Annotated in this window: 26 protein-coding genes, 1 tRNA gene and 1 pseudogene; 22 read left to right on the forward strand and 6 right to left on the reverse strand. The window is 66.5% G+C overall.

Translation table 11 applies throughout. From position 1 onward, the window contains the following. Nucleotides 1-125 precede the first annotated feature (125 nt). Nucleotides 126-296 (reverse strand): HVO_0416 family zinc finger protein, encoded by a 171-nt coding sequence (locus U5914_RS15075; protein WP_336136575.1) that lies wholly within the window; start codon nt 294-296, stop codon nt 126-128. Nucleotides 297-413: 117 nt separating this feature from the next. On the opposite strand from U5914_RS15075, the gene U5914_RS15080 reads away from it, so the two are divergent. After that, on the forward strand, nt 414-962 hold the full coding sequence (locus U5914_RS15080) for an alpha/beta hydrolase (RefSeq protein WP_336136576.1): 549 nt from the start codon (nt 414-416) through the stop codon (nt 960-962). Nucleotides 963-1265: 303 nt separating this feature from the next. On the opposite strand, the gene trxA is transcribed toward U5914_RS15080, so the two are convergent. Beyond that, nucleotides 1266-1532 (reverse strand): thioredoxin, encoded by a 267-nt coding sequence (gene trxA / locus U5914_RS15085; RefSeq protein ID WP_336136577.1) that lies wholly within the window; start codon nt 1530-1532, stop codon nt 1266-1268. A gap of 119 nt (nt 1533-1651) precedes the next feature. Here trxA and U5914_RS15090 point away from each other — a divergent pair, with 119 nt between their 5' ends. The 3 genes from U5914_RS15090 (at nt 1652) to U5914_RS15100 (ending at nt 5191) form a co-directional block, all read left to right on the forward strand. Continuing rightward, complete coding sequence (locus tag U5914_RS15090) at nt 1652-1813, forward strand: preprotein translocase subunit Sec61beta (protein ID WP_178289991.1); 162 nt, start codon at nt 1652-1654, stop codon at nt 1811-1813. A 478-nt stretch (nt 1814-2291) separates the two neighbouring features. After that, nucleotides 2292-4466, forward strand: a complete 2175-nt coding sequence (locus tag U5914_RS15095; protein ID WP_418766780.1) for an ATP-dependent DNA helicase — start codon at nt 2292-2294, stop codon at nt 4464-4466. 2 nt (nt 4467-4468) lie between these two features. After that, on the forward strand, nt 4469-5191 hold the full coding sequence (locus U5914_RS15100; protein ID WP_336136578.1) for an HNH endonuclease: 723 nt from the start codon (nt 4469-4471) through the stop codon (nt 5189-5191). On the opposite strand, the gene U5914_RS15105 is transcribed toward U5914_RS15100, so the two are convergent. Both U5914_RS15105 and U5914_RS15110 read right to left on the reverse strand, forming a co-directional pair. Next, the gene (locus tag U5914_RS15105) at nt 5179-5670 is read right to left on the reverse strand and encodes a 2'-5' RNA ligase family protein (protein ID WP_336136579.1); all 492 of its coding nucleotides are present in this window, start codon (nt 5668-5670) and stop codon (nt 5179-5181) included. The genes U5914_RS15100 and U5914_RS15105 overlap by 13 nt on opposite strands. Nucleotides 5671-5674: 4 nt before the next feature. Further along, nucleotides 5675-5860 carry a DUF7554 family protein gene (locus U5914_RS15110; RefSeq protein WP_336136580.1) on the reverse strand — a complete coding sequence of 62 codons (186 nt, stop codon included), beginning with the start codon at nt 5858-5860 and terminating at the stop codon, nt 5675-5677. A gap of 89 nt (nt 5861-5949) precedes the next feature. Here U5914_RS15110 and U5914_RS15115 point away from each other — a divergent pair, with 89 nt between their 5' ends. From U5914_RS15115 to U5914_RS15185, 15 genes are all read left to right on the forward strand, one after another. Next, nucleotides 5950-6702, forward strand: coding sequence for a DUF7345 domain-containing protein (locus U5914_RS15115; RefSeq protein WP_336136581.1), 753 nt, complete (start codon nt 5950-5952; stop codon nt 6700-6702). 181 nt (nt 6703-6883) lie between these two features. After that, on the forward strand, nt 6884-8020 hold the full coding sequence (locus tag U5914_RS15120) for a hypothetical protein (protein ID WP_336136582.1): 1137 nt from the start codon (nt 6884-6886) through the stop codon (nt 8018-8020). Between the two features lie 421 nt (nt 8021-8441). After that, nucleotides 8442-9698: an argininosuccinate synthase gene (locus U5914_RS15125; protein WP_336136583.1), complete on the forward strand. Its 1257-nt coding sequence runs from the start codon at nt 8442-8444 to the stop codon at nt 9696-9698. 3 nt (nt 9699-9701) lie between these two features. Beyond that, nucleotides 9702-11159, forward strand: coding sequence for an argininosuccinate lyase (gene argH / locus U5914_RS15130; RefSeq protein ID WP_336136584.1), 1458 nt, complete (start codon nt 9702-9704; stop codon nt 11157-11159). Nucleotides 11160-11331: 172 nt separating this feature from the next. Beyond that, complete coding sequence (gene lysW, locus U5914_RS15135; protein WP_332312359.1) at nt 11332-11496, forward strand: lysine biosynthesis protein LysW; 165 nt, start codon at nt 11332-11334, stop codon at nt 11494-11496. Between the two features lie 55 nt (nt 11497-11551). Beyond that, a complete protein-coding gene (lysX, locus tag U5914_RS15140) occupies nt 11552-12415 on the forward strand; it encodes a lysine biosynthesis protein LysX (protein WP_336136585.1) in 864 nt (287 codons plus the stop codon). Further along, nucleotides 12412-13458, forward strand: a complete 1047-nt coding sequence (gene argC, locus U5914_RS15145; protein WP_336136586.1) for an N-acetyl-gamma-glutamyl-phosphate reductase — start codon at nt 12412-12414, stop codon at nt 13456-13458. Before lysX ends, argC begins: the two co-directional genes overlap by 4 nt. Next, a complete protein-coding gene (locus U5914_RS15150; RefSeq protein WP_336136587.1) occupies nt 13459-14289 on the forward strand; it encodes an acetylglutamate/acetylaminoadipate kinase in 831 nt (276 codons plus the stop codon). Nucleotides 14290-14293: 4 nt separating this feature from the next. Beyond that, a complete protein-coding gene (locus U5914_RS15155) occupies nt 14294-15421 on the forward strand; it encodes an aspartate aminotransferase family protein (protein ID WP_336136588.1) in 1128 nt (375 codons plus the stop codon). Beyond that, nucleotides 15418-16470, forward strand: a complete 1053-nt coding sequence (locus U5914_RS15160; RefSeq protein WP_336136589.1) for a [LysW]-lysine hydrolase — start codon at nt 15418-15420, stop codon at nt 16468-16470. Before U5914_RS15155 ends, U5914_RS15160 begins: the two co-directional genes overlap by 4 nt. Then, nucleotides 16467-17360: an ornithine carbamoyltransferase gene (argF, locus tag U5914_RS15165; RefSeq protein WP_336136590.1), complete on the forward strand. Its 894-nt coding sequence runs from the start codon at nt 16467-16469 to the stop codon at nt 17358-17360. Before U5914_RS15160 ends, argF begins: the two co-directional genes overlap by 4 nt. A 271-nt stretch (nt 17361-17631) precedes the next feature. Beyond that, complete coding sequence (locus tag U5914_RS15170; protein ID WP_336136591.1) at nt 17632-17880, forward strand: hypothetical protein; 249 nt, start codon at nt 17632-17634, stop codon at nt 17878-17880. Continuing rightward, complete coding sequence (locus tag U5914_RS15175) at nt 17877-18110, forward strand: hypothetical protein (protein WP_336136592.1); 234 nt, start codon at nt 17877-17879, stop codon at nt 18108-18110. The genes U5914_RS15170 and U5914_RS15175 overlap by 4 nt, the downstream gene beginning before the upstream one ends. A 67-nt stretch (nt 18111-18177) precedes the next feature. Continuing rightward, on the forward strand, nt 18178-18558 hold the full coding sequence (locus U5914_RS15180; RefSeq protein WP_336136593.1) for a helix-turn-helix domain-containing protein: 381 nt from the start codon (nt 18178-18180) through the stop codon (nt 18556-18558). A 50-nt stretch (nt 18559-18608) separates the two neighbouring features. Next, a tRNA-Lys gene (locus U5914_RS15185) sits at nt 18609-18682 on the forward strand. A gap of 371 nt (nt 18683-19053) precedes the next feature. Here the strand turns inward: U5914_RS15185 and U5914_RS15190 are convergent. Then, nucleotides 19054-19938: an MBL fold metallo-hydrolase gene (locus U5914_RS15190; RefSeq protein ID WP_336136594.1), complete on the reverse strand. Its 885-nt coding sequence runs from the start codon at nt 19936-19938 to the stop codon at nt 19054-19056. Nucleotides 19939-20032: 94 nt separating this feature from the next. Between U5914_RS15190 and U5914_RS15195 the strand changes: the two genes are divergently transcribed. The 3 genes from U5914_RS15195 (at nt 20033) to ligA (ending at nt 24566) form a co-directional block, all read left to right on the forward strand. Next, nucleotides 20033-21223: an MFS transporter gene (locus U5914_RS15195; protein ID WP_336136595.1), complete on the forward strand. Its 1191-nt coding sequence runs from the start codon at nt 20033-20035 to the stop codon at nt 21221-21223. Between the two features lie 85 nt (nt 21224-21308). After that, on the forward strand, nt 21309-22418 hold the full coding sequence (locus U5914_RS15200; protein WP_336136596.1) for a pyridoxal-phosphate-dependent aminotransferase family protein: 1110 nt from the start codon (nt 21309-21311) through the stop codon (nt 22416-22418). A 60-nt stretch (nt 22419-22478) separates the two neighbouring features. After that, nucleotides 22479-24566, forward strand: coding sequence for an NAD-dependent DNA ligase LigA (ligA, locus tag U5914_RS15205; protein WP_336136597.1), 2088 nt, complete (start codon nt 22479-22481; stop codon nt 24564-24566). 141 nt (nt 24567-24707) lie between these two features. Here ligA and U5914_RS15210 read toward each other — a convergent pair. Continuing rightward, nucleotides 24708-24821, reverse strand: a pseudogene (locus tag U5914_RS15210) (IS6 family transposase); the annotation flags it as partial.

Consider the following 24821-nt stretch of genomic DNA (forward strand, 5'->3'; position numbering starts at 1 on the left):
AGCGAGACCCTCGAAACGTGAGCGGGGAGTGAAGCGACCCCATCGAAGTGCCCCACAGACAGCTGACACGCCTGCGGCTATGCTGTGACGTTACTCAAAAGTGGAACCGGAGGAGTGACCGCGAGTCAGTTCGGCTGCCAGCCGCAGACCGAGCATGTGGAGGCGTCGAGCCCGTGAAGCCCGCCACAGTCGGGACATCGTTTCTTGTTATAGTCTTGTTCCCAGGACGGAGATTCGGTCGTGTGGCCTCGTTCGTCGAGGAAGTCGTCGAATATATCTTCGTTCGCGGTCGCCATACAGGTTGTCATTGTTTGACAGTGGCAATAAATGCTGTGGTGATTCCTAACACGGTGGGGGTTCTCGTGGGGTACGGGTTACCGGCTGTTTTTGATGGCGGGCGCCGTATTCGCGGTATGAGCGATTCAGGCGAGCTGCCGCTGGTTCACGAGAGTCGGCCGGGCTCGGTCGAGGAGAACGCCCCGGCGGTCGTGCTGATTCACGGCCGCGGGACGAACGAACGCGACCTGTTGCCCATCGCCGCGCAACTGCTCGACGAACTGCACGTCCTCAGCGTGCGCGCCCCCAACGAGATGGGCGGGCCGAACAGCTACACGTGGTACGACCTCGACCCCGACCGCGTCGGCCTACTGGGCTTCAGTCAGGGCGCAATCACGAGCATGTCGGCCCTCCTAGAGCGACCCGAAGCTTACCGCTGGGTCGTGGCACTGAACGGCTATCTCGCCGAATCCCATCACGACGAGGTGGACAACGCCGAGGGCAAGCCGGTCTTCGTCGGCTGTGGGGCGATGGACCAGGTCATCCCGCCGGAGCGCGCCGAGCAGGCCGCCGAACTCTTAAAAGAGGGCGGCGCAGACGTGCGCTTCGAGCGATACGGCGTCGGGCACGGGACGGCGCCACAGGAGATTACCGACGTAGTGACGTGGCTGGAAGGCAGGTACTGAGTCGGCTATTTAAATAAACAGTAGTTGAAGCATCCGCCGAGCGGGGCGTTCGGAGAACGCCCCCGAGGCGGTTCCCGGCGCCGAACGAAGTGAGGCGCCGTAGCGACGAGTGACTACCGCGGCGCTGACCGAAGGGAAGCGCCGCGACAGGAACGAGTCGCGCATATTTTCACCACGTTTTTGCCGTCATCAGACCGCGTAGCGGTCTGATTGCCCATCAGATTCCGCAGGAATCTGATGACCGCGGAGGCGGGTTCGGCGCCTTGCGCGCCGAACCGCCGGAGCGTGCAAAAAGTGGGTGTTCTAGGCCCCAGCCTGACTCAGCGCGTTTTCGAGGTCGTCACGCTGGGTGACGCCGACGAAGCGCTCGACGATGCCGTCGTCGTTCTCGATGATGAGCGTCGGCAGCGAGCGGACCTGATACTCGTTGGCGACGTCCTGTTCCTCGTCGACGTTGACCTTCTCGAAGTCGACGTCGGGGTACTCCTCTTCGAGTTCGTCGAGGATGGGGTCCTGCGTCTTGCACGGGCCGCACCAGTCCGCATAGAAGTCCTTGAGGGTAACGGGCATGACTATCGGACGTTGTTTAGCCGCTCGCTTAAGGGTTTTCCAACCGGTGGTTCCGACCCACAGCCGCCACGGTCGGGCGCTGCCGAAAGGCTTACCCCCACGCCTGCGAACTGTCGCGTATGAGCAGCGGAGAAAACTCCGGCGGGCTGATGTCCAGTGCCGGACTCGTCCGGTACTTCGACGAAGAGAGCGGCAACACGCCCACGATGGACCCCCGAACGGTCATCGCCTTCGGCGTCCTGCTGGGCGTGTTCGTGTTGATGATGAACGCGTTGGCCTAAACCACTTTTTGCACGGGGCGCCTGCGGCGCCCCGTGCAAAAACGTGGTGAAAATATGCGCGACTCGTTCCTGCCGCCTCGCTTCGCTCGGCGTTAGTCACTCGTCGCTACGGCGCCTCACTCCATTCGGCGCCGGGTGGTTCGAAAGGCGCGAAGCGCCTTTCGTCATGCCAAAAGAGCGCGTCGCGCTCTTTTGAGCAAACCGCCTCGGGGGCGTTCTCCGAACGCCCCGCTCGGCGGATACTAACCTTGGTTCTTGCGTAGATTATTTAAGAAGAATAGTGGATGATGGATGATGTCCGCGAGCGCCCGCAGGGCGCGAGCGGTTCACCGCGCGAGCGAAGCGAGCGCGGGACCAAGGGCCGACCATCGGGAGGCCCGCCGTGTCTTTTTCATGAACGTTTTTGCCGGCGCGCGAAGCGCGCCGTGCAAAAAGGTTCAGGTGAAGCCTTTTATTCGAAAAAGACTGAGTGGCTTCTGTGTCAGAGTCGTCCGGCCACGCGCGATTCTTCCCGTACGATGAGCCGTACGACCATCAGCAGGATGCGATGGGCAACATCCGCGAGGCGCTCGTCGAGGAGCGCGACATCCTCTTCGAGGGTGCCTGCGGGACGGGCAAGACGCTGGCCTCGCTGGTTCCCGCCCTCGAATACGGCCGCGCGGCCGGCAAGACGGTCGTGATTACGACGAACGTCCACCAGCAGACCCGGCAGTTCATCGAGGAAGCCCGCGCCATCAACGACCAGGAGCCGATTCGGTCGGTCGTCTTTCGCGGCAAATCCTCGATGTGCCACATCGACGTGGGCTACGAGGAGTGTCAGGCCCTCCGGGATACGACCCGGGATTTGGTCGACAAGGAGCAGGATTTGGCGGAGTTGGAGGACCGCGAGGGCGAGCTGCTCGACGCGAGCAAAGAGGGCGACGGCGAGGCCGCCCAGGCCCGCGGGTCGGTCATGAACGAGATAGACGACATCGAGGCGAGCATCGAGGCGCTCCAGGAGGAGCGGAACATCTGCGACCGGTATTACAACAACCTGACCGGCGAGACCGACGAGTTCTACCAGTGGCTCTACGAGGACGTGCGGACGCCCGACGAAATCTACGAGCGCGCCCACGCGATGGACTTCTGCGGCTACGAACTCCTGAAGGACGGCATCGAGGGCGTCGACCTCGTCATCTGCAACTACCACCACCTGCTGGACCCGATGATTCGCGAGCAGTTCTTCCGGTGGCTGGGTCGTGACCCCGAGGACATCATCGTCGTCTTCGACGAGGCCCACAACGTCGCGGACGCCGCGCGGGACCACGCCTCCCGGAAACTGGCCGAGCAGACCCTGGAGGGCGCGCTGGACGAACTTGACGAGTCCGACGACGCCCGCGCGGAGCCGGCGGCGAACGTCATCGAGACGTTCCGGGACGCCCTCGTCGAGACCTACGAGGACTCTTTCGGCTTCGGCGAACGCGAGGCGGTCGGCGAGGACTGGGAGGACGTTCCCATCGACAACGAGGACGGCCGTGACGACCTGTCGGTGGCGTTCCTCCAGAACTATACTGGGCAGGGCTTCTCGACGGACCTCGACCAGGCGCTGGCGCTCGGTGAGGAACTGGACCGCCGCTACGAGCAGGCCTACAAGGACGGCGAGGCCACCACGCGCAAGGAGTGTCCGACGCTGTCGGCCGCGTCGTTCATCGAGGAGTGGATGGAGTCGTCGGTCGAACCCGGACAGTATCCCGTCCTGGGCGTCCGCCGCACCGAGACGGGCGTGGTCGGCCGCGCGGAACTCTACACCTGCCTGCCACAGCAGGTCACCCGGCCGCTCTTCGAGGAGTTGCATTCGACGATTCTGATGAGTGCGACTCTGCGGCCCTTCGAGGTGACCGAGGACGTGCTGGGTCTCGAAGACCCGGTGACGATGGCCTACGGCGAGCAGTTCCCGGAGGAAAAGCGGCGGACCTACGCCGTCGAGACGCCGGCGCTGTTCGCCAGCAAGCGGGACGACCCCACGGTACAGGAGACCGTCGGAAACGTCATCGAGGACACCGTCGAGTTCACGCCGGGCAACACGCTCGTCTTCTTCCCGAGTTACGCCGAAGCCGAACGGTACTACCACCGCTTTTCGGGCGATGCGACGCCGTATCTGGACGAGCCGGCGACGCGGGCCGAGGAGCTGCGACGGGAGTTCACTGCCGACGAGGGTGCGGTGCTTTTCACCTCGCTGTGGGGCACCCTCGCGGAGGGTGTCAGTTTCGACGACGACGACGCCCGAAGCGTCGTGGTCGTCGGCGTTCCCTACCCGCATCTCGACGACCGTCGGGAGGCCGTCCAGCGCGCCTACGAGGGCGCCTTCGGCGACGAGGGCTCCGACGAGGACGCCGGCTGGCGCTACGCGGTCGAAATCCCGACGGTCCGGAAGACCCGGCAGGCGCTCGGCCGTGTCATCCGGTCGCCGGAGGACTTCGGCGCCCGCGTGCTGGTCGACGAACGGTACACCCACTCCCAGCGCGTTGAACTGGGCGATTACAGCGTCTATCCCTCGTTTCCGCCCGAGGAGCGCAGCGAACACATCGACATCGCCCCGGAGAAACTCAAGTTCGCCATGCTGAACTTCTACAGCGACATGGACGCATGGGACGGCGCCCCGCCACAGCCATAGCCATGACCACGAACCTCGACCCGCGCCCGGAGAACCGACGGACGGCCGACGGCGAGGGCCCGCGCTGGTCGGTTATCCGCCGTGCGGTGCTGGACCGCGACGAGTACACCTGTCAACGATGCGGCTACCGGCGGGGACCGACGGATACCGCTGACGCGGACCGCCGACTGGAGGCCCACCACTCCTCCCCGCACGGAGCGCTGTCGCTGGAGGCGCTGGAGGAGTTCGTCACGCTGTGTGGTCCGTGTCACGCGACGCTACATCCGGACGACCCGGCCTACGGCGACCGGCGGGAGGCGGCGCCGCTGTTCCCACTTCCCGACGCGCCTCGGACCGTCTCGACGATGCGTTCGGACCGCCAGCACGTCTGCCAGCGCTGCCAGCACGTCGCCCAGTCGGCAACGGAACTGGCCGCCTACGAGGAGGATGGGCAGGACTACGTCCTCTGTAAGCCCTGTGCGGGCGCGTTGCTCGAAGCGGGGTACGACCCTGCTGACTTCGAGGCGGCGGGCGGCGTTGATGTCGAGGCGCTGGCCGACCGCGCCGCCGAGGCCCCCGTCCGCCCCGCGATGCTCGCCTCCGGACCAGTTCGGGCCTCGCGGCCGCCGAAGACGACCGTCGAACGCCTCGTCGCCGATACGCCGCTCCGATATCTGCTCAACCCCATCGGGATGACTGTGTTCTTCATCCTCCTGGGCATCGCTTTCTCGTTTTACGCCCTCTGAACGGGGAGGGCGATGCGCTCGGCGGGTTCGCGGTACTCCGACGACCAGATGAGAAGCGAGTCGACGGTCCACTCGCGGTCGAGGTCCGTGCCGGCCAACCGGCCGGCGTCGCCGCCGCGGGCGATGGTGATGTGGGGTACGTAGTCGTCGGCCTCGATGCCCTCCGCGGGGTCGAACCGCTCGCAGAGGCGGCGATGAAGCCGCTCGATGCCGGGCGATTCGACCCGGAGGTAGGCGACGGGACCGCGGCCAGTCGCCGGGTTCTCGAAGGTCTCGACGCCGGTGATGCGGGCCGAGAACGGCTCGGTGCCGACGATGCGGGAGCGGACCTCGCCGGCCAGACTGCGGGGTTCGCCGTCGCCGAGGCGTTTGACGACGAGCGTGTGGCGGTCACGGGGCGTGGCGTCGAAGCAGTTCGATGCCAGTCCGCGGGCGAGTCGCGATATCTCGGCAGGGACGGGCGCGTTGAGGCTGTACACGGGGTTAGATGTAATCGAGGAAGTAGGCGACGATGAGGGCGACGATGACGAGGCCGAGCAGCGACCCGACCCCGCTGAAGGCGAATTCGAGCACGTCGAGCAGTATCTGGACGATAATCCAGACGATGACCAACACGAGGACGATCTTCAGCAGGTCCTCCACGTCCATCCCACCACGGTTGGGAAGCATACCTCCACTGCGCCCGGAGAGTGCAAAAGCGCTGTGGCCCGTGTATGGAAGGCGAAACCGCTTTGGGAGGCCACGGCACACGAACGCGCATGCGGCGAACGCTCGCGGTCGTGCTCCTGACGGTCTGCTGTCTGTCGGCGACGGCCGGTCTCGCCGCCGGCGTCCACGACGAATCGACCGACGACACCCTCGGCATCGAACTGGCTCCCGACGGGGACGCCGACGTGGTCCACGTGACGACGTACAATCTGAGCGTCGACGAGGAGCGGTCGGCCTACAATGGGCTCGCTGACAACGAGACGGCGCGGGCCGAACACCGCGAGGCGACGCTGTCGGACCTCCAAGCGGCAGCGGCGACCGGTCGGAACGGCTCGGAACTCGACATGCGTGTCCGGAATCCGGCGGTCGAAACCTCCGAACGCGACGGCTACGGCTACGTGACGGTGACGGCCACGTGGGAGAGCCTCGCCTATCACAACGAGACGATGGTCGTCGTGACCGAACCGTTCCGGAGCGGCTACGAACCCGACCGCGACGTGACGATTCACGGGCCGGAGGGCTACCGACGCGGCGTCGTTCAGCCGCGTCCGGGAATCGCCCGACTGAACAGCGCCGTCTGGAGCTACGAGGGCACCGACTTCTCGGACCTCTACGCCGGCTTCGAGGAACACGACGACGGTACCGAGACGACGACCGCGACCGACGCACCGTCCGACGGCCCGGAAGCGACGACGGCCGCCCCCGACGGGGGACTGAAGGGCGTCGGGGTCTTCCTGCAGGCGGTCCTGCTGGCCGTGCTGCCGGTCGCGGCCCTCCTGCTGGCGTTGCAGCGACGGGAGTAGTCTCCCCTGCCCGAACCTCACTTATAAATCCACCCACCGTTCACCGCGTGCCCGAGCTGTAGATTCGGAAATGCCGCCCACATGGTGCGGTTTTAATCCGGGTTAATCGGGATTGACCGGGGTTGATTCGCGGGAACGGCTGTGTGTTTATATAGGGTTGCCGGGGGTAGAAGGGAGTATAATGAAGCACGCAAGCCTACTCGTTTCGGCGATGCTGGTGGTCGGGCTACTTGCCGTTCCGGCCGCCGGCATCGTTACGCAGGAGGGTCCCCCCGGCGACAACCGGACGGTCACGCCCGGCGAACAGCTGTCGGGTGTCGTCGGCGTTCAGGAAGCCGAGTTCGAGGGTGAGGTCGAGAACCGCGCCTACGAGATCGAACTGGAATCGGCCTCCGACGACGACGAGCGCGCCGACCGCGTGGCCGAACGCGTCGAGGCCCTCAACGAGCGCATCGAGGAACTGCGTGAGGAACGCGCGGAACTCCGCGAGGAACGTGCGGAAGGCGAGCTCAGCGAGGGCGAGTACCGCGCCGAACTCGCGACGCTCAACGCGGAAATCGAGACGGTCAACGAGCAACTGAACCGGACCAACCGGACCGCCGCCGAACTCTCCGAGGGCGCCCTTGAGGAACGCGGCGTCAACGAGACGGCCATCCGGACGCTCCAGCAGAACGCCGACAACCTGAGTGACGCCGAAATCGTCGCCGTCGCCCAAAGCATCGCGGGCAACGAGCGCGGTGAGGTCGAAGTCGAGGTCGAAATCGAGCGGCAGGGCGGCACCGTCACGGTCGAAGTCGAGCAGGAGGACGGCGAGCGCGAGGTCGAGGTCGAACACGAGCGCGGCGAACCTGAGAACGCCAGCGAGGCCGTTGCCTTCGCCGACGACCACGTCTCCTTCGCTGCGGACCGCGTCGCCGCCGCCGAAGAGGCAGTCGGCAACAACGCCAGCGAGGACGCGGCCGAGTCACTCGACGAATCGCGGACCGAACTTGAAAACGCCCGCGCGGCGCTGAACGACGCGCAGACGGCCCTCGACGAGAGCGACGAGGACCGCGCCTTCGAGTTGGCCGAACAAGCCGGCGACCACGCCGAAAACGCCATCGACGCGGCCGCGGACGCTCGAGAGGGCGGCGATGCCGAGGCCGCCGACGAGCGCGAAGACGACGATATCGAGGAAACCGAGGCTGCGGACGCTGAGGCCGACGGGGCCGAAGCCGATGAGGAAGAGGCTGACGAGGACCCCGACGAAGACGAGCGCGACAGCGACGCCGGGGAGACGGAAGCCGACGACGGCGAAACCGACGACGCTGACACCTGACGGGACCGCTGGGGGCGGCCCGGTGGCGCGTCTCTGATGTACGACTCGTTTTAACACGTCCTCGAACGGATGGCTACGACGGTTCGTTGTCGGCCCTTCCGTGTCGCGCTGGTGTCGTCGCTTTCGGCGGCCCTGCTTGCTCGTCGGCACCGATGAACACACCGCCCCACTGCGGTTCGTGATAGCGTGCCAAAGGATTCTTGCCGACCCGCAAGGGTTTAATAGCCCTCTGGGAATAGGTGGAGGTACATGACGACCACCCACCGTTCCGGCGCGGCCGATGTCACCGGTGGGTCCCTCATTCTCTCGCGACCGCGACGACCGGGCCGTTAGGCCCGAATAGTATCTACACCCCACGTCGCGTCGCCTCGCTTCCAACGATGACTGTCCGGTCGACAGTCGCTCCATCAACACATCTCACATGTCCGACAACAAACGCATCGCGCTCGCCTTCTCCGGTGGGCTCGATACGACCGTCTGCGTACCGCTGCTCAAGGAAGAATACGGCTACGACGAGGTCATCGGCGTCACCGTCGACGTCGGCCAACCCGAAGAGGAGTTCGCCGAGGCCGAGGAGACCGCCGAGGCGCTGAACCTCGAACACTACGTCGTCGACGCGAAAGACGAGTTCGCCGACCTCTGTTTCGACGCCGTCCGCGCCAACGCCTCCTATCAGGGCTACCCGCTCGGGACTGCGCTGGCCCGCCCCGTCATCGCGACGGCGATTCTCGAAGTCGCCCAGGAACAGGGATGTACCGGCCTCGCGCACGGCTGTACCGGCAAGGGCAACGACCAACTCCGGTTCGAGGCCGTCTGGCGTGACTCCGACATGGAGGTCATCGCCCCGGTCCGCGAACTCGGCCTGACCCGCGAATTCGAACAGGAATACGCCGACGAGCGCGACCTGCCCGTCGAGGGCGGCGACGAGGGCAAGTACAGCATCGACACGAACCTCTGGAGTCGCTCTATCGAGGGCTCCGAACTCGAAGAGCCGAGCTACGTTCCGCCGGAGGACATCTACGAGTGGACCACCGCGCCGACGGGCGAGACGCTCGAAATCGAGGTCGGCTTCGAGAACGGCTACCCCGTCAGCCTCGACACCGGTGAGCAGAGCTCACCGAGCAATCGGAACGCGAAGCGTTCCGATGACGGCGACGAGATGGAACCGGTCGCGCTCATCGAGGAACTCAACGACCTCGCGGGCGGCTTCGGCGTCGGTCGCTCCGACATCATGGAGGACCGCATGCTCGGCCTGAAAGTCCGCGAGAACTACGAGCACCCCGCGGCGACGGTCCTGCTCAACGCCCATCAGGCGCTTGAAGACCTCGTGCTGACGAAGGAGGAGCGTTCCTTCAAGAAGCAGATCGACCACGAGTGGTCCGAGAAGGGCTACGAAGGGCTGGTCAACGCGCCGCTCGTCGGCGCGCTCGAAGGCTTCATCGAGGAGACCCAGACCCGCGTCACGGGTACGGTCACCATCCGCTTCGAGGGTGGGCAGGCCCGCCCGGTCGGCCGTGACTCGAAGTACGCCGTCTACTCCGCCGACGCCGCCTCGTTCAACACCGAGGACGTCACTGGCGACATCGAACAGGGCGACGCGACGGGCGTGGCGAAGTACCACGGCTTCCAGGAGCGTCTCGCCAACCGCGTCATCAGCAGTCAGAACGACGAGGAATAACGGATGTCGGAACAGGGTGAGGAATCGCAAGACGTGGTCCGCCGCGAGCGCTTCAGCGGCGGCCCCGCCCGCGAGTTCCTGTCGAGCCTCGCGGCCGACGAGCGCATCTTCGCCGCGGACATCGCGGTCGACCGCGCCCATGTCGTGATGCTCGCCGAACAGGGCATCATCGACGAGGCGGACGCGGCCGACATCCTCGACGCGCTCGCCGAGGTCGAAGACGCGGGCCACGGCGCCCTCCCCGACGGCGAGGACGTGCATGCGGCCATCGAGACGGCCGTCATCGAGCGCGTCGGCGCCCGCGGCGGGAAGATGCACACCGCGCGCTCGCGCAACGACGAGGTGGCGACCTGCATCCGCTATCGCCTGCGCGAGGACGTACTGGACGTCGCCGAGACCGTTCTGGAGGCCCGCGAGGTGCTTGCCGAAGTCGCCGCGGCGAACGGCGAGACCGTCATGCCCGGCTTCACGCACCTCCAGCCCGCCCAGCCGACGACCGTCGCACATTACCTGCTGTCCTACGAGTCGGCGCTGTCCCGCGACACCGAGCGGCTGCTGGACGCCTACGAGCGGGTCAACCGCTCGCCGCTGGGCGCGGCCGCCTTTGCGGGAACGCCCTTCGAGGTCGACCGCGAGCGCGTCGCCGACCTGCTCGGGTTCGAATCGGTCATCGAGAACTCGATGGACGCCGCCTCGACGCGTGACTTCCTCGTGGAGACGACGGCGGCGGCCGCCGCGCTGGCGACGACGCTGTCGGGGCTGGCCGAGGACCTCGTCGTCTTCTCCAACAAGGGGTACGTCGAGCTGTCGGACGACTACTCCTCGACGTCGTCGATCATGCCTCAGAAGAAGAACCCCGACACGATGGAGCTCGTGCGCGCGGCGGCGGGCGATACCTCGGCGGGGCTGAACGCCCTGCTGACGGTGCTGAAGGGGCTCCCCCGCGCCTACAACCGCGACCTCCAGCGTGCCCATCCCCACGCCTTCGAGGCCGTGGATGCGGTGGCCGAGGCGACGGAGGTCGCCGCGGGCGCGGTTGCGACCGCCGACTGGAAAGAAGACGTGCTGGCCGAGGCGGCCGGCGAGGGCTTTTCGACGGCGACCGGCGTCGCGGACCTGCTGGCGATGGCGGGACTGCCGTTCCGCACGGCCCACGAGATGGTGGCGCAGGCGGCCGAGGAGGGCAGCGACTACGAGGCCCTGGAGGCGGCGGCCCAGGAGGTACTCGGCGAGTCCCTCTCCGAGCACGTCGACCGCGAGGCGGTGGAGGCGGCGCTGGACCCCGAACAGAGCGTCGCTTCGCGCGACTCCCTCGGCGGGCCGGCACCTGATGCGGTCGAGGCGGCGCTGGAGCGTGCCGTCGCGGGGGTCGAATCGGACATCGGCGCACTCGAAACGAAACGCGAGGGGTTGGCGACGGCCGCCGGCCGCCTCGATACGGAGGTATCGAGCTATGATTGACCGACCACGACCGCCGTCCCCCTCCGGGGACATAATACCAAATTCCTGATACTGGAAAACGCTTGGAGGTTTGAAATGCTTCTTTTGTGGCGTTAGAGTCGAGTATGCGTTGTTAATTCATTCTGACAAGTCCGAAGCGTTTAAGTGGTTAGACGGGCGAGTACGATGTACAATGGCAGAATGTCCCGAGTGTGGGGCCGAACTGGACCTGCACGACAACCTCGAAGTCGGAGAGATCGTCGACTGTGCGACCTGCGGTGCCGAACTCGAAGTGGTCGGTGACGACCCCGTCGAGCTGGATACGGCGCCCGAACTCGAAGAGGACTGGGGGGAGTAAGGCCCATGTTCGTCGGCGCAGCAGCGCACTCGACCGCGCGTGAGGGGATCGCACAATGAACGTAGGCGTCCTCTATTCGCGCATCCGCCGCGACGAGAAGCTCCTGTTGAGCGAACTCCGCGACCGCGGCCACGACGTGACGAAGATCGACGTCCGCAAGGAGCGGTTCGGTATCCACGACCCGCCGGAGGCCTTCGATGACGTCGACATCGCCGTCGACCGCTGTCTCGCGACCAGCCGGTCGCGCTACGTCACCCGGTTCGTCGACGCCTACGACGTGCCGGTCGTCAACGACCCGGAGACGGCGGCCATCTGCGCCGACAAGGCCCGCAACAGCCTCGTCCTCGCCGAGGAGGACATCCCGACGCCCGACACCGAGGTGGCCTTCACCAAGGAATCGGCCATGGAGTCCATCGAGAACTTCGGCTATCCGTGCGTCCTCAAGCCCGTCGTCGGCTCGTGGGGTCGCCTGATGGCGAAGATCGACTCCCGGGACGCCGCCGAGGCCATCCTCGAACACAAGGAGACGCTCGGCCACTACGAGCACAAGGTGTTCTACATCCAGGAGTTCGTCGACAAGCCCGGCCGTGACATCCGCGTCGTCGCTACCGACGGCGAACCCGTCGCGGCGATGGCCCGCTCGTCGGACCACTGGCTGACCAACGCCGCGCAGGGCGCCGAGACCGAGGAAATCGAGATTACCGACGAGATGGCCGACCTCGTCGAACGCGCCTCCGATGCGGTCGGCGGCGGCCTGCTCGGCGTCGACCTCATGGAGACGGGCGACTCCTACACCGTCCACGAGGTCAACCACACCGTCGAGTTCAAGGCGCTCAACGAAGTGACCGAGGTCGACGTGCCGAGCGCGGTCGTCGACTGGCTGGAAGCCAAGGTCCAGAAGGCCGAGGTGACGGCATGAGCGAGGCCGACTACACCGCCAGCGTCGTCGGCGGTAGCGGCTTCACCGGCGGGGAACTGCTCCGCCTGCTGGAGGGCCACCCCGAATTCGAGGTGGCACAGGCGACGAGTCGCAGTTACGAGAACAAGACGGTCGGCTCGGTGCACCCGAACCTCCGCGGGATGGACCTCCGCTTTTCCAGCCCCGAGGACCTCGAATCGGTCGACATCCTCTTCGCGTGTACGCCCCACGGCGTCTCGATGGACCACATCGACGCGTTTCAGGACGCCGCCGACACCGTCGTCGACCTGAGCGCGGATTTCCGCCTCGACAGCGAAGAACAGTACGACGAGTGGTACGACGGCCACATCCGGCCGGAACTGCTCGACGAGTCCGAGTACGCCCTGCCGGAACTCAACCGTGAGAACCTCCGCGGGGCGGACCTCATCGCCTCCGGCGGCTGTAACGCCACCGCGGCGATTCTCGGCCTCAAGCCGCTGTTCGACGCCGACATCCTCTCGGGGTCCGAGCAGATCGTCGTCGACGTGAAGGTCGGCTCCTCGGAGGGCGGCGCCGGCGGCGGCGAAGCGTCGTCGCATCCCGAACGCTCGGGCGTCGTCCGCCCCTACGCGCCGACGGGCCACCGCCACGAGGCCGAAATAGAACAGTTCCTCGGCACAAGCGTGTCCTTCACGGCCCACGCCGTGGACATGACTCGCGGCGCCTCGGCGACGTGTCACGTCTACCCCGAGGAACCGGTCTCGAAGGGCGACCTGTGGAGTGCCTTCCGCGGCAGCTACGAGAAAGAGCCGTTCGTCCGGCTGGTCGCTGGCGGCTCTGGGGTGTATCGCTACCCCGAACCGAAGGCGGTCGCCGGTTCGAACTACGCGGAGGTCGGCTTCGAACTCGACCCGTCGAACAAACGCGTCGTCGTCTTCTCGGCCATCGACAACATGATGAAGGGCTCGGCGGGCCAGGCTGTCCACGCGGCCAACGTCGCCTTGGGCCTCGAGGAGACGGCCGGCCTCGAATTCACGGGGATGCACCCCGTGGGAGCGCCCTGAATGACCGTCGTCGTCAAGATCGGCGGCGCCCGTGCCGTCGACCCCGAGGGCGCACTCGCCGACATCGGCGCCTTAAAAGACGAGGGCACGGACGTTGCCGTCGTCCACGGCGGGTCGACCGCTGTCGACGACGCGCTCGAACAGATGGGTATCGAACCCGAATACGTCGAGACCCCATCGGGCGTCGTCGGCCGCTTCACCGACGAGGAGACCATGGACGTCTTCAAGATGGCCATGTCCGGCCTCGTCAACACCGACCTCGTGACGGGCCTCCAGAACCAGGGCATCGACGCCGTCGGCCTGTCGGGCGTCGACGGCAAACTGTTCTACGGCCCCCGCAAGGAGGCCGTTCGCGTGGTCGAAGACGGCAAGAAGAAGATCCGCCGCGGCGACCATTCGGGCTCTATCAAGGAGGTCAACGGCGACCTGCTGGAGACGCTGCTCGACGATGGCTACACGCCCGTCGCCTCCCCGCCGATGCTCGCGGACGACGGTGTCGCCGTGAATACGGACGCCGACCGCGCGTCGGCCGCCGTCGCGGCCGAACTCGGCGGGACGCTCGTCTCGCTGACCGACGTGGCGGGCGTCTATCGCGACCCCGACGATTCCTCGACGCTCATCGAGCGCGTCGAGACGCCCGAAGAGTACGCAGAACTGAAAGACGCCGCCGAGGGCTTCATGGGCCGGAAGGTCATGGCGGCGACGGAGGCGCTGGAGGGCGGCGCGAGCGAGGTCGTCGTCGCCAGCGCCAACGCCGACCAGCCCATCCGGTCCGCCGTCGAGGGCGGCGGCACGCACATCCTGCCCAGCGCGCTTCCCAAGGACGATTAACACAATGAGCGGCTTCGTTTTCTCCGAGAAACCCATCAGCATCGAACGTGGCGAGGGCGTCTACCTCTACGACACGAACGACACCGAGTATCTGGACTTCGGCGCCAGTTACGCCTGCACCCCGGTCGGCCACTGCCACCCCGAGGTGGTCGAGGCCACGACCGACCAGGTCGAGCGTCTGATGTACGTCCAGGCTTCGTATCCGAACGCGCCCCGAACGGCGCTCTACGAGCAGTTGGCCGACGTTGCGCCGGGCGATATCGACAACGTCTGGCTCTGTAACTCGGGCACCGAGGCCAACGAGGCGGCGCTGAAGTTCTCGCGGCACGCCACCGGCCGCTCGAAGATCGTCGCGACGATGCAGGCCTTCCACGGCCGGACGATGGGAACGCTCGCCGCCACCTGGAAGGACGAATACAAGGAGGGCTTCGGCCCGCTGGCGGGCGATGTCGAGTTCGTCCCCTACGGTGACAGCGAGGCGATGGCCGAGGCCGTCGACGAGGAGACCGCCGCCGTCATCCTCGAACCCCTCCAGGGCGAGGGCGGCATCAACCCTGCCTCGACCGACTACCTGCAGGCGGTCCGCGAGACGACCGAGGAGGCCGGCGCCGCGATGATTCTCGACGAGATTCAGACCGGCCTCGGCCGGACGGGCACGCTGTGGGCGGCCGACGCCCACGGCGTCGTCCCGGACGTGCTGACGACGGCGAAGGGCCTCGGCAGCGGCCTGCCCATCGGCGCGACGCTCGTCAAGGACTGGATTGCCGAGGACTGCGGCAACCACGGGTCGACCTTCTCGGGCGGCCCCGTCGTCACCGCCGCGGCAGGCGCGACCCTCGACGTCATCGAATGCGAGGACGTGCCGGCACACGCGGCCGAGGTGGGCGAGTATCTGGTCGACCAACTCGAGGACGCCGTCGGCGACGAGGTCCGCGAGGTGCGCGGCGAGGGACTGATGGTCGGCGTCGAGGTGAAACGGGGGGCCAACCCCATCCTCCGTGACCTCGCCATCGACCACCAGATTCTCGCGCTCCCCGCAGGTCGCAGCGTCGTGCGCCTGCTGCCCCCGCTGACGGTCGAGCGCGAACACGCCGACGAGGTCGTCGACGCGCTGGAGGACATCGTCGCATGAGCGAGACGGCGCCCGAGGCCGACGAGGTGGCACGCGAGTTGCTGGAGACGCTCGTCTCTATCCCCTCGCCGACGCCCGAGGAGGAGGAATGTGCCGAGGCGCTCGCGGACTTCTTCCGCGAACACGACCGTGAGGTCTACATCGACGACGTCGGCAACGTCCGGGCGCCGGCGGACGATTCCGTGCTGTACACGTCCCACATCGACACCGTGCCGGGAGACATCCCGGTTCGCGTCGAGCAGGGCGACGAGGGCCCCGAACTGTGGGGTCGCGGCTCCGTCGACGCGAAGGGGCCGCTGACCGCGCTTGCCGTCGCGGCCGTCAGGACCGGCGTTTCCTTCGTCGGCGTCGTCGGCGAGGAGGTCAACTCCCGCGGTGCCCGCCACCTCATCGAGGACCGCGAAGCACCGGAGGCTGTCGTCAACGGCGAACCATCCGGGTGGGACGGGATTACGCTCGGCTACCGCGGCATCCTGCAGGGAACCTACGTCGCCACCTCCGAGTCCGGGCATACCTCCCGGCCGGAGAACAACGCCATTCAGGACGCCATCGCGTGGTGGTCGGCCGTCGAGGCGAAGTTCGGCGGCGACGGCTACGATGCCGTCTTCGAGCGCGTGACGCCCAAACCGGTCAGCATCGAGGGCGGCGTCAGCGAGGACGGACTGGCCGTCGAGGCGACGCTGGATGCACAACTGCGCGTCCCGCCCGAGTACTCGACCGACGAGGTTCGGGAGATGGCCGACGCCGAACTGTCGGGTTCGGGGACGGTCAACTGGAAGGACTCGGTCGAACCGACGATGCAGAGTCCCCGGACCGACGTGGGGCGGGCCTTCCGTATGGCCATCCGCGGGCAGGGCGGCGACCCGCGCCTGCTCCGGAAGACGGGTACCGCGGACATGAACATCTTCGCCGGCGCGTGGGACTGCCCGATGGCGACCTACGGCCCCGGCGATTCGGACCTCGACCACGCACCCGACGAACACCTCGAACTGCGCGAACTGGACCGTGCCGTCGCGGTCCTGGAACGCGTCGCGGAGGAACTGCAATGAACTTCCTGAACATCGACGACCTGACGCGCGAACAGCTCGACGAAGTACTCACCCGTGCGGCCGACCAGAAGGAGAAGACCGCCCGGGGCAAGACCGGTGACGCCATGGCTGGCAAGACGCTGGGCATGATATTCGAGAAGCCCTCGACGCGAACCCGGGTGTCCTTCGAGACGGGCGCGACCCAACTGGACGGCCACGCCATCTTCCTCGGCCCCGACGACATCCATCTGGGCCACGGCGAACCCGTCAAGGACACCGCCCGCGCGCTCAGCCGATACGTCGACGTCATCATGGGCCGCGTCTTCGACCACGAGGACGTCGTCGAGTTGGGCGAGTACGCCGAGGTGCCGGTCGTCAACGGACTGACCGACGACGCCCACCCCTGCCAGACGCTGGCCGACCTGATGACCATCCGGGAGCGCTTCGACGGCTTCGACGCCGAGGTGGCGTGGGTCGGCGACGGCAACAACGTCTGTCAGTCGTTCGTCCTCGGTTCGGCGCTCGTGGGGCTCGATTTGACCGTGGCGACGCCGGAGGGCTACGGCGTCGACGATGACATCATGGCCCGCGCCGACGAACTCGGTGAGGCCCCCGATACGACTCACGACCCCGAGGAGGCCATCGACGGCGCCGACGTCATCTACACCGACGTCTGGGTCAGCATGGGCGAGGAATCCGAGCGCGCCGAGAAACTCATCGACTTCTCTGAGGCCGGCTTCCAGATTCAGGAGGAGTGGCTCGACGACCGCCTGCTGATGCACTGTCTGCCCGCCCACCGCGGCGAGGAGGTCACCGACCCCGTGATGGAAAGCGACAACGCCATCGTCTGGGACCAGGCCGAGAACCGCCTGCACGCCCAGAAGGGTCTGCTGACGTACCTGCTGGAGTAGACGTTCTGCCGCCGGTTTCGTTTTTGACCGACCGACGACGTACCCGACGCGCCGACAGCTTCGCCGCCGGTTTCACTTTCACTTACGTGTTGACTGGCGCTGTCGTGTGGCGATTCGGCAGTCTCGGCCTACGAGGCGACGTTCTATCGTGAATGCGCGGTGTCGGTCGATTCGAACTGCATCCGGTCGCAGTCGGGCAGTTTCGTGGAACCCCACACTTTCACCGTGGCCTCGAAAGCCATTGATTACGAACCGGCGACTCTGAACGAATATGTATCTCGAAGCCGTAGCCGATGGCAGCAGCGAGGCCGACGCCCGCCGGGTCGTCATCGACCGCGAGGATTCGACCGCGCGCTGGCGGTGGCGCTGTCCGAACCGCCATTGCGACTGGGAACCGACCAACAGCCACATCTGGTGTGCGACGTGTGCGTCGCTGCACGACGTCGACCCCGAATACTGGGAGCTGTTGGACACCAAAACCGGCGAGCGCGTCCCGTGGGGCGCCGTGGAGTTCCGATGACCCTCGCGGAGGCACTGTACGTCCGTGTCGGTGCGGTTTTGCTGGCGGCCGCCGTGCCGCTGTCGACGCTCGTGGTCGTCGCCGCCGTCGAGGCGCTCGTGGCGGTCCCCGCCATCGCGGTCGGTGAGACGACCGTCCGACCGACGGAAGTGGTCGCCGTCGTGGCGGTCTACCAGCTCGCCGCCCGACTCTATCGTCTCAACGTGGGCGACCCGGCGGGCTCCGGATGAACCGTCCTTCGGGCCCGTGTCGACCCACACACCCGGTATTTATCCTCGCCGCGTCCGACGAACCGCTATGGAACCCGACCCGGACCCCTCGCGGTTCCGCGATCTGATGCTCGATTCGGAACCGGGTTTCGAGGAAGTCCTTCGCTGTGTGTTCGGCGTGCAGAACCACGAGGCGCGCCTGTATATCGAGCTACTCGATGCGCCGGACAGCACGGTCGCGGAACTCGCCGACGAGGTCGACCGCGACCGGAGCAACGTCAACCGGGCGCTGTCGACGCTGCTGGACAAGGAACTCGCCTCGCGCCGGCGCCGCCTGTTGGATTCCGGCGGCCACGTCTACCAGTATCGTGCGACGCCCCCGGAGGACGCCCGGGAACTGATGCACGAGACGCTCGACGAGTGGGCGGCCTACGTCCACGAGCGAATCGACGAGTTCCCCGACGAATAGGTAGTGCCAATCGAAAGGATTTACCCGCAACCACGGCAAGAAACGGACGCGGGCCGATAGCTCAGTCTGGCAGAGCATCTGGCTTTTAACCAGATGGCCGGGGGTTCAAATCCCTCTCGGCCCGCTTTCTGTGACGAACAACACGTCAAGCAGCGCTTCGCTATCGCTCAGCGCTGCTCGGCTTCTCGTGAGTTACGAAACGGCAGGGGGATTTGAACCCGACGAGACACAGCGCCGAGCGGAGCGAGGCGACCGTCTCGGCTCGGTTCAAATCCCTCTCGGCCCCGCTACCGAACCCCCTGTCTTCGGGTGGAACCGGACGAATACCGCCGACACAATCGCTTTCTGGGGTTTCTTTCAGGGGTCGTGTGAACCGCCGACCACATTCACTCCGGTGTCCCGCTCACGTCGTGCCGGCGGGGTCGTGGGTCGCCGCTTTAAAGGGTGGTGGCGTGGATTCCCGAGGCTCACCGGTGATTGTTACACCAACTCGTATCAGCGCGGCACCGACAGCGTCAGGCCGTCGTAGGCGAACTGAACGTCCTCGTAGGTCGCTTCCAGTTCGCGGTATCCGGCGTGGGTGCGGCCGTAGAGGTGTTCGATTTCGGTCAGCAGCGTCCGGTCGGGGCCGAAGCGGCGGACGCGTTCCATCACCTCGGCGTGGGTGAGTTCCTCGGCGAGGATGGCCTCGTCGCCCTCGGTGAGGATGGGCGTGCCGTCGGGCGTCTCCCGGAAGAAGCCGCACTCGAAGACCGCGAGGTCGATGTCGTCGGGGAGTTCCGACTCGTCCAGATATCTGGCGTCGTCGGTCGCCAGAAGGACGGTCGTCTCCGGGTCTTCGAGGAGGAACGCCGTCGCGTCCATGTCGGCGTTGCCGGAAAGCGAGTAGGGTATCGCCTCGATTCGCGTCTCGGCGACCGTCAGCGGTTCCTCGTCGAGAAAGTGCGTGTCGGCGAAGCCGACGTCCTCGACGAAATGCCGGAGGCCGTCGTAGAGTTCGCAGGTGCGCTCGTAGACGCGGCGGGTGGTCACCAGCGTCGGCCGGTTCTCGCGGGCGGAATCGATGAGGCCGTAGTCGGGGTCGGAGAACATCCGACTCGTCGGCCGTGACTGGACGACCCGGAGGCCCGCGGCGTGGTCAGGGTGCCAGTGGGTCAAGAGGATGTAGTCGAGTTCGTCGACGCCCTCGCGTTCGAGGTTCTCGTAGACGAACTCCGGCGCGTCGACCATCGCCGACAGTTCCTCGATATATAAGGAATTGCCGTGTCGCGCCTCGGGAATCCCCTCCTCGCGGGCGCGCTCGCAGATGCCACATCGGCAGGTCGGCGTCGGAATGGGCGAGTTCCCGCCGCTGCCGAGCACCGTGATGGTCAGTCCCATGCCATCCGCTGCGGCCGGCATCCCCAAAAAGACGCCCCTCACTCGACGGCCGTCGGTCGCACGGCACAAGTACGAGGACACCCTAGGACCGGCCGTGAGTCGTACAGAGCGCGCCCGTCTCGCCTTCGTCGTGTTCGTGGTCCTCTTTACACAGTTGCTGGTCTACCCCGGTGTCGACCGGCTCGTCGAGGCACTGGGCGGTGCGCCGACCATCGACGCCGGGACGGCCTTCCTCGCAGTCCAACTGCTGGCGTTCGTCCTCTTCTCGGCGGTCTGGGGCGCCGCCTCCGACCGCGCGGGCCGCCGGGTTCCGTTCATCGTCCTCGGCGCGCTCGGCGGCACCGCCGCCTATCTCGCCTTGGTCGCCGCCGTCGCCACCGGTATCGGCGACTTCCGCTTTGCCCTGGCCCTCCGCTTCGTCGAGGGCGCCTTCACCATCGGCGCCTTCTCGCTGGCCATCACGATGCTGATGGACCTTGAGGGTGGCCACGGCCGGAACATGGGCGCGGCGGGCATCGCCATCGGCCTCGGCGCGGCGCTGGGCGCGCCGGTCGGCGGCCAACTCTACGAGGTCGGCCCGCTGGCGCCGCTGGTCGCCTCGGCGGTCCTGCTGGCGCTCGTGGCGGTCGTGATGGCGACTGTTCCCGACCGGACGCCGACCGACACCGATGGCATCCGCGCGGCCCTCGCCGGCCTCCGGGAGCGGCCGGAACTCCTGTTGCCCTTCGGTTTCGGCTTCGCCGACCGCTTTACGGGCGGCTTCTTCGGCATCGTCGGCACCTTCTACTTCCGGGAGACGTTCGACCTCTCGCCCGGCGAGACGGGACTGGTGCTGGCCTGCTTTTTTGCCCCCTTCGCGCTGTTGCAGTACCCCTTCGGCAGCCTCTCGGACCGCATCGGTCGGGTCGTTCCCATCGTCGCCGGGTCGGTCGGCTACGGACTCGCCATCATCGGTGTCGCTCTGGCGCCGTCCGTCGCCGTCGCCGTCGCTGTCCTCTTCGTGGTCGGCGTCCTCGGCGCGCTGGTCGCTCCGGCGACGATGGCGCTGGTGACCGACATGGCCGCCCCCGACGAACGCGGCGCGGCAATGGGCGGGTTCAACATCTTCGGCAGTCTCGGCTTCCTCGGCGGCATCCTCGTCGGCGGGGGCATCGCCTCTCAGTTCGGCTTCTTCGCGGCCTTCGCCGTCGCCGCCGCCCTCGAAATCGGCATCGTCCTCGTCGCGCTGCCGGTGTTGGTGCGGGTCGTCCCGGACCCGACTGCCACGTTCGGGACTCCGGAGTAGGGGGCCGAACGGGCGACGGTAGCCCTGACGGTATCAAAACTACCATGCCCTCCCGTGCTGAGAGTCTAGATATTCAGTGGTTCCTATGACCGAGAAACGCGAATACACCGGGGACTACCCCGACAAGACGCTGTATCTGCCCGGCCCGACCGAGGTCCGCGAGGACGTCATCGAGGCGATGTGCGAACCGATGTTCGGCCACCGGATGGACCGGATGACCGACCTCTATACGACCATCGTCGAGGACACCAAGGAGTTCCTCGATACCGACAACGACGTCATCGTCCTCTCGGCGTCGGGCACCGAGTTCTGGGAGGCGACGACGCTCAACCTCGTCGACGACGACATGCTCGTCCCCACGAGCGGCGCCTTCAGCGAGCGACAGGCCAACGTCGCCGAGCGGCTGGGCAAGAACGTCGACCGCATCGAGTACGAGTGGGGCGAGGCCGTCAAGCCCGACGACATCCGCGAGGCTCTGGAGGCAAGCGACGAGGGCTACGACGCCGTCGGCGTCGTGATGAACGAGACGTCGACGGGCGTCCGCAACCCCGTCGAGGAGATCGGCGACCTGCTCGGCGACTACCCGGATACCTACTTCATCGTTGACGCTATCTCCTGTCTCGGCGGCGACTTCATCGATATCGAGGGCCACAACATCGACGCCATCTTCACCTCGACTCAGAAGGCCTTCGCGATGCCGCCGGGGCTGGCGGTCTGTGCGGTCAGCGACGCCGCCTACGACCGGGAAGTCGAGAAGGACTCCGCCTCGTGGTACGGCGGCTTCCAGCGCTGTCTGGACTACTACGACCGGAAGGGCCAGACCCACTCGACGCCCGCCATCCCGCTCATGCTCGCCTACCGCAAGCAGATGAAACACATGCTCGACGAGACCCACGAGGCTCGCGACCAGCGCCACCAGGAGATGGCCGAGTACACCCGCGAGTGGGCCCGCGAACACTTCGGTCTCTACCCCGAGGAGGGCTACGAGTCCCAGACGGTCACCTGCGTCGAGAACACCCGCGGCATCGACGTCGCCGAGACCGTCGAACAGGTCTCCGAGGAGTACGACATGGTCTTCTCCAGCGGCTACGGCGATATCGGCGAGGAGAGCTTCCGAATCGGCCACATGGGCGAACACGACCTCGAGAGCATCAAGGCACTGACCGACGCCATCGAGGACGTCGCGGACCTCTGAGATAGGTTCCGCCCGTCGGACACCCCTCGTTTTTGAGGGCGGCCGTCGAAACGCCGCCAAATGGAGGAATCGGAGGACAACCCCTACGTCCGGACCCCGCCCTTCGAGTTCGACCCCGTCGAGGAACTCGACGAGGAAGAGGCCGAACGACAGGTCGAACAGCTTCGGGAGGCCGTTCGGTATCACGACTACCGCTACTATCAACTCGCTGATCCCGTCATCTCCGACACCGCCTACGACGACCTCTTCGAGCGGTTGCAGACGCTCGAAACCGAGTTCGGTCTCGAATCCGAAACCAGCCCCACCCAGCGGGTCGGCGGCGACCCCGTCGACGAACTCGAAACCGTCGAACACGTCGCCCCGATGCGGTCTATCGACTCGTCGGTCGAGGAGGCGGCCGTCCGGGGCTTCGACGACCGTGTTCGGGACCGCCTCGCCGAGGCCGGCTACGACGGACCGATCCAGTACCTCTGTGAGCCGAAGTTCGACGGCCTCTCCGTCGAGCTGGTCTACAAGGACGGCGAACTCCGGCGAGCGGCCACTCGCGGCGACGGCCACGAGGGCGACGACGTAACCGAGAACGTCCGAACCATTCGCTCGGTGCCGCTTCGCCTCGACGGCGACTACCCCGACGACCTGGCCGTCCGCGGCGAGGTGTTCATGCCGCGGGACGCGTTCAACGAGTACAACCGCGAGCGCATCGAGCGCGGCGACGACCCCTTCGCGAACCCACGGAATGCAGCGGCCGGCACGCTCCGGCAGTTGGACCCCTCAGTCACTGCCGAACGGCCCCTCGACTGCTTCGTCTTCGACGTGCTCGACGACGGCGGCTACGGGTTCGAGCGCCGCATCGACGAACACCGAAAGGTCGACGAGTGGGGCTTTCACGTCGACGACCACACTCGCCTGGTCGAGGACGTCGACGGCGCCGTCGCGTTCCGCGAGGAGATGCTCGAACTACGTGACGACCTCGATTACGAGATCGACGGGACGGTCATCAAGGTCGACCGCAAGGACGCCTGCGAGACGTTGGGGTCGACCTCGCGGTCGCCGCGGTGGGCCTACGCCTACAAGTTCCCCGCCAGAACCGAGGTGACGACGGTCCGGGACATCATCGTGCAGGTCGGCCGAACCGGTCGGTTGACGCCCGTCGCGCTGCTGGACAAAGTCGAGGTCGCCGGTGTCGAAGTCTCGCGGGCGACGCTCCACAACCCCGAACAGATCGAGGAGTTGGGCGTCGACATCGGCGACAAGGTCCGACTCAAGCGCGCGGGCGACGTCATCCCATACATCGAGGAGGTCGTCGAGGCCGAAACCGAGGGGGCCTTCACCTTCCCTGAGGCGTGTCCGGTCTGCGGTAGTCCGGTCGAGCGGGAGGGACCGATGGCGTTCTGCTCGGCGGGCATCGACTGTGAGGCACAGCTCCGGCGACTCGTCGAATACTACGCCTCGAAGGACGGTCTCGACATCGAGGGACTCGGCGAGGAAGCGGTCGACCAACTGGTCGACGACGGACTCGTCGAGAGCCTGCCGGACCTCTATGAGTTGACCGTCGACGAACTGGCCGAACTCGAAGGCTGGGGCGAGACGAGCGCGGCAAACCTCGTTGCCGAAATCGAGGCGAGCACGGAGCCGCCGCTGGCGGATTTCCTCTCGGCGCTCGGCATCCCCGAGGTCGGCCCGACGACCGCGGCCGCCATCGCCCGGGCGTTCGGGACGCTCGATGCGGTGATGGCCGCCGACGTCGAGGAACTGCAAGCCATCGAGGGAATCGGGTCGACGATGGCAACCGAGATTGCGAGCTTTTTCGACACCGAGCGGAACCGCGAGATAATCGCGGAACTCCGCGACCACGGGGTCGACCCACAGGATGCCGAGCAAGCCGGCGAGGCGTTGGCGGGACTGACCTTCGTCTTCACCGGCTCGCTGCCGGAAATGACTCGCGACGAGGCCAAGGAGCTCGTCGAAGCCAACGGCGGGAACGCGACTTCCAGCGTCTCCAGCAACACCGACTACCTCGTCGTCGGCGAGAATCCCGGGACGTCCAAACGGGCGGATGCCGACGAACACGACGTACCGGAAGTCGGCCCCGAAGCGTTCGTCGAACTGTTGGAAGACCACGGCGTCGACGTCGATATCGACGAATAGCGAGCAGGCGGGCGGGTTCGAGTCGACAGCCGCATCCCGCGCTCCGGCCTCGGCGGACTGTCGGCGATTGCTCAGAGCACGGGCCGGATGGCCGCGTGTTCGTATATAAATCGTGGGCCGGGCGGTTCGCGTCGTGTTAAGTTAAGCATGATTCCACCAGACGGCGAAGGCTTGAAGCCACGATTCTGCGGTCGTCGGCTTCACGTGGCTGAACGTATTTGAAAACGAAGAGGTACGCCGTTTTACTTCTCTAAA

This window comes from Natronomonas amylolytica (genome assembly GCF_037031205.1).
Lineage (GTDB): Archaea > Halobacteriota > Halobacteria > Halobacteriales > Haloarculaceae > Natronomonas > Natronomonas amylolytica.